This window comes from Planctobacterium sp. AWM4_229, from assembly GCF_056160305.1.
In genome coordinates this window covers 1-4,210 of sequence record NZ_JBSWWX010000018.1, presented here as the reverse complement: position 1 = coordinate 4,210, position 4,210 = coordinate 1, and the positions used below count along the sequence as shown (strand labels likewise).

5 protein-coding genes and 4 tRNA genes are annotated in these 4,210 nt (G+C 44.0%); 8 read left to right on the top strand and 1 reads right to left on the bottom strand.

Going from position 1 to position 4,210, the window contains the following annotated elements; translation table 11 throughout:
• Positions 1 to 436 precede the first annotated feature (436 nt).
• Positions 437 to 652 (bottom strand): hypothetical protein, encoded by a 216-nt coding sequence (locus ACXAGP_RS22050; protein ID WP_475263954.1) that lies wholly within the window; start codon positions 650 to 652, stop codon positions 437 to 439.
• 158 nt (positions 653 to 810) lie between these two features.
• Here ACXAGP_RS22050 and murB point away from each other — a divergent pair, with 158 nt between their 5' ends.
• From murB to ACXAGP_RS22010, 8 genes are all read left to right on the top strand, one after another.
• Positions 811 to 1,806, top strand: a complete 996-nt coding sequence (gene murB, locus ACXAGP_RS22045) for a UDP-N-acetylmuramate dehydrogenase (RefSeq protein WP_475263952.1) — start codon at positions 811 to 813, stop codon at positions 1,804 to 1,806.
• Positions 1,803 to 2,777: a bifunctional biotin--[acetyl-CoA-carboxylase] ligase/biotin operon repressor BirA gene (birA, locus tag ACXAGP_RS22040; RefSeq protein ID WP_475263951.1), complete on the top strand. Its 975-nt coding sequence runs from the start codon at positions 1,803 to 1,805 to the stop codon at positions 2,775 to 2,777. Before murB ends, birA begins: the two co-directional genes overlap by 4 nt.
• Positions 2,761 to 3,474 carry a type III pantothenate kinase gene (locus tag ACXAGP_RS22035; protein WP_475263949.1) on the top strand — a complete coding sequence of 238 codons (714 nt, stop codon included), beginning with the start codon at positions 2,761 to 2,763 and terminating at the stop codon, positions 3,472 to 3,474. The genes birA and ACXAGP_RS22035 overlap by 17 nt, the downstream gene beginning before the upstream one ends.
• Positions 3,475 to 3,605: 131 nt before the next feature.
• A tRNA-Thr gene (locus ACXAGP_RS22030) sits at positions 3,606 to 3,681 on the top strand.
• A gap of 8 nt (positions 3,682 to 3,689) precedes the next feature.
• Positions 3,690 to 3,774: transfer RNA gene (locus ACXAGP_RS22025), tRNA-Tyr, on the top strand.
• Between the two features lie 128 nt (positions 3,775 to 3,902).
• Positions 3,903 to 3,977: transfer RNA gene (locus tag ACXAGP_RS22020), tRNA-Gly, on the top strand.
• A gap of 4 nt (positions 3,978 to 3,981) precedes the next feature.
• Positions 3,982 to 4,057, top strand: a tRNA-Thr gene (locus ACXAGP_RS22015).
• A 62-nt stretch (positions 4,058 to 4,119) separates the two neighbouring features.
• Positions 4,120 to 4,210, top strand: a 91-nt coding sequence (locus tag ACXAGP_RS22010; RefSeq protein WP_038059333.1) for a GTP-binding protein, incomplete at its 3' end; no start/stop codon positions are given.

Here is a 4,210-nt window from a genome sequence, read left to right as displayed (position 1 = left end):
TTCCCCTAAATAGAACATTACGTGCTACTTCATGGGAAACCTAACCCATTGTTTATCATGGTTATACTTGTTATCTGATTAGGGTACGGGGTACAAACATCCCTGTGAGGGCATCCAGCCCCGGCATCCTTGCCGGGTCGTTCGGCTGGGCGGCGCTGCGCGCCTAAAGAATCCAGCCTCACCCCCATGTAAGAGGGAAACCCTGTAGGTCGAGATTTATCTCGATAACTTTGTTACAAGTCCTTGTCTTTGTCCGGCTAAAGCCGAACCTACAATATCACCTGTCAGAATACGGGGTCAGATCCGGTATGTTTTTAGAATCAGGGTTTTTTAAGTTTTATCGCGACTCCGAAGCAGTATCCACGTTAAGACTCTGACCCCGCCCACTAAGGAATACCTGCTAGCATACGGGGGCAAAACCGTTGGAGTATCATTTTCACTGATTAGTATTTTTCTGGTTGAGCTCTTCATCTCGGGCTCGGCTGTACTCATCGAAAGAGGTTTTTTTATATTGTTCGCAATCTTTGATATGAACAGTGGACTCTTCAATACACTTTTGATGTTCGTGAGATTGCAGACTTTCATACATCGCGCGATTACTACAACCACCTATTAATAATACGGAAACAAAAAATAAGATTAACTTGTACATAAGGCAAGACCGGTAAATTAATTCTTATTAGTGTGACCGTTTATTTATGAGCAGGTTCCTTTCGTTATCCTTCTTTTTACCTTTTACCCAATCAAATTCTTGATCTGGACTCTTGTGGCTTTAAACTTGTAGCTCATTACTGCATTTGAGAACAATTCTTGGTAAACCTAAAGTCCCTACACACACTGGCGTTAAACGCTCACTGCAACAATCTATATACAGTGCAAAGCCCTGAAGAACTTGGCTCGCTCAGTTTAGATCTAGAGAGATGCTTTATTCTGGGGGGAGGCAGTAATGTCGCATTTGTCGAAGATTACGACGGCGACCTACTTAGCTTTAAGGATGATTCCATCAAAATCATTGAGCAGACGGATTCCTGGTTGGTGGAAGCTGGGGCGGGATTGGTTTGGCATGATCTGGTTGTACATTGTGTCGAAAGAGGAATTGGTGGCTTGGAAAACTTGGCATTGATCCCAGGCTCCTGTGGCGCCGCTGCGGTACAAAATATAGGGGCTTATGGTGTTGAGTTTAAGGATGTTTGTTGCGCTGTAGACACTTACGATCTCAAAACCGGAAATATAAACCGTTATGAAAATCCTCAATGCCGGTTTGGGTATCGCAATAGTTTATTCAAACAAAGTCAAAACAGCCTTTTGTTGATAACCAGAATCATTCTTCGTTTGGATAAAAGCTGGAACCCTGTCCTGAAATACAAAGGGCTTGAAACTATCAATGGTGCCCTAACGCCATTAGCTCTGATGCAAAGGGTTATTGAGCTGCGTCAGTCAAAATTACCGGATCCTAAAATGCTGCCTAACGCCGGAAGCTTCTTTAAGAATCCCATCGTCAGTCGTCAACAAGCAAACGGCCTTAAACTGCAATACCCATCTATGCCAGTTTATGAGGTGGATGCAGACTACAGTAAGTTATCATCTGGGTGGCTGATAGAAAACGCGGGTCTGAAAGGAAAGCTAATGGATGGAATTGGCACATACGAAAAGCACGCGCTTGTTGTTGTTAACTATGGTTCGGATAGCGGTAGTACATTATTGAGACTCGTACGTGAAATCAGAGACACAGTTTATTCACTGTTCTCGGTTAAATTGGAAAATGAAGTACTACTCATTGGAAAGCAAGGCGTTATAAAGTTATGAGTAAGATTGAACTTGGGCATTTGCTGAATCAACTATCAACAAAACACTTCGTATCCGGAGAAGAATTGGCGCAGCAGTTTGGCGTTTCTCGCACAGCCATTGCTAAACAAGTGAAAATACTACAGGAGTACGGAGTCGACATCTTTTCCGTACAACGCAAAGGCTATAAATTGGGTAGAGAAGTTACTTTGATCGAGAAATCTGCTGTGCTAGATGGATTGGTTGACACGCAGTCATCGTTGCTGTGTGTTGAATCTTTAATTGATTCTACTAATGATTTTGTGAAAGAAAGAGTTTCTACCTTGGAGGATGGGTTTGTATGTATCGCCCAAGGCCAAAAGCAAGGCCGGGGTAGACAAGGTAAAAAGTGGATTTCACCGTTTGCCAGTAATCTCTACCTGACAATGAAATGGCGCTTCCAATTGGGGTTTCAAAGTCTCTCAGGACTCAGTTTAGCCATTGGAGTGGCCACAGTACGAACCATCAAACCCCTTGTAAAACTGCCCGTTACACTCAAGTGGCCAAATGACGTTTATATCAATGGACAAAAAGTAAGTGGCACCTTAGTTGAAGTTTCCGGTAACTCAGATGGTAGTTGCGATGCGATCATCGGTATTGGGCTCAATGTGAATATGCCTCAAGTTGACGGAATCGATCAGCCTTGGACAGACCTGCAATCCAATGCCTCAGGGGCTCTCAACATTAATAAACTTACTGCTAGTTTTGTCAACAATTTGAGGTCTATCGTATCTGAGTTCGCTACAGAGGGATTCTCACCATTTGTTTCAGAGTGGGAAGCTCATGATCATTTCAAAGACAAGGAAATACTGGTGATTAACGGTAAGAATCAAACTAGCTGTGTGTCTAAAGGCATATCTTCTTCAGGGGCATTAGTCGTTGAGGTCGTGGAAGACGGTATTACAAAAACTAAGGAGCTGTTTGGAGGGGAAATTAGTGTCAGAAGCGCTTAACCTGTTACTGGTCGACGCCGGCAATACGTCAGTAAAATCATGTCTGGTTAAAGCCAATGGTGAAACGATTCGATTAGGCGATCCGTTACAGGATGATCTGATTAATCAAAATGAAGTCTCGCGCGTTTTACTTGTTTCCGTTCGCGCTCAAAGCTACAGCGAAAATCTCCAGCAGTACTGTTTTGACAATCAAATTCGATTTAATGAGGTTAAAACTTCTGCAACTGATTTTGGTACCCGCTGTGCTTATGAAAGCTACCAAACCTTGGGGGTGGATCGTTGGATGATGATCTTGGCGGCTGCCGATCGCCCGGAAGATACACTTTTGGTGATGAGTATTGGTACTGCCATGACCTTGGATATCGTGCATGAAAAGCAGCACAGGGGAGGTTGGATCGCGCCAGGTTTTGATCTGGCGAAAACTGCATTGTTTCAAAAAACCGCGAACGTGTTTGGCAATGCGGATTATCCAAGCCACAATGCGTTTGGCGATAATACCGAGAGTTGTGTGAATTTCGGTTGTCGTGCTCAGGTTAATGGCTTACTGAGGGAAGGCATTAAATGTGCTGAAAAATATTCAACAAAAATAAAAATTTTGGTGTGTGGCGGGGGAATATCTTTGTTAGATCTCTCTGAATTCAAGGATATTGAAGTTAATGAAAATCTCATTTTTGAGGGCTTAAAGCGCTTTGTTTAAGCATAATTCGTCTAAATTTACGCCCGTCTGCTTTTAAAATGACCAATCGGTTAAATTATCCGTTTTTTTTCCAAATAATTGGTTGCACACACAATCGCATTCCACTAGAATGCGCACCCACTTGATGCAGTGCCGGCTTAGCTCAGTTGGTAGAGCAACTGACTTGTAATCAGTAGGTCGCCAGTTCGACTCCGGCAGCCGGCACCATCAATCTCGGAGGGGTTCCCGAGTGGCCAAAGGGATCAGACTGTAAATCTGACGGCTCCGCCTTCGCTGGTTCGAATCCAGCCCCCTCCACCATATTCTGTTGCAAGCTTCGGCTTGCGGCAAAAAGTTCGGGGAAACCTGAGCTTGTGTTGAGTGATTAGAATAGCTCGACACAAAAGTTTCGGATGAGGTGGTTCCAGGATTCTGGAATGTATGTTTTAGCGGGCATCGTATAATGGCTATTACCTCAGCCTTCCAAGCTGATGATGCGGGTTCGATTCCCGCTGCCCGCTCCAAAAAGCTGATATAGCTCAGTTGGTAGAGCGCACCCTTGGTAAGGGTGAGGTCGGCAGTTCAAATCTGCCTATCAGCACCACTCCTGATCGTTTCATCCAAAAGTTTTATTTTAATCACTAGCAATGCTTGGGAATTTTTGTCATGGCAAAAGAAAAGTTTGAACGTACGAAACCGCACGTAAACGTAGGTACAATCGGCCACGTTGACCACGGTAAAACAACTCTGACTGCAG

Coding starts and splice junctions, on each gene's coding strand:
- ACXAGP_RS22050 (WP_475263954.1), bottom strand. CDS start 652: ATGTACAAGTTAATCTTATTTTTTGTTTCCGTATTATTAATAGGTGGT.
- birA (WP_475263951.1), top strand. CDS start 1,803: ATGAGTAAGATTGAACTTGGGCATTTGCTGAATCAACTATCAACAAAA.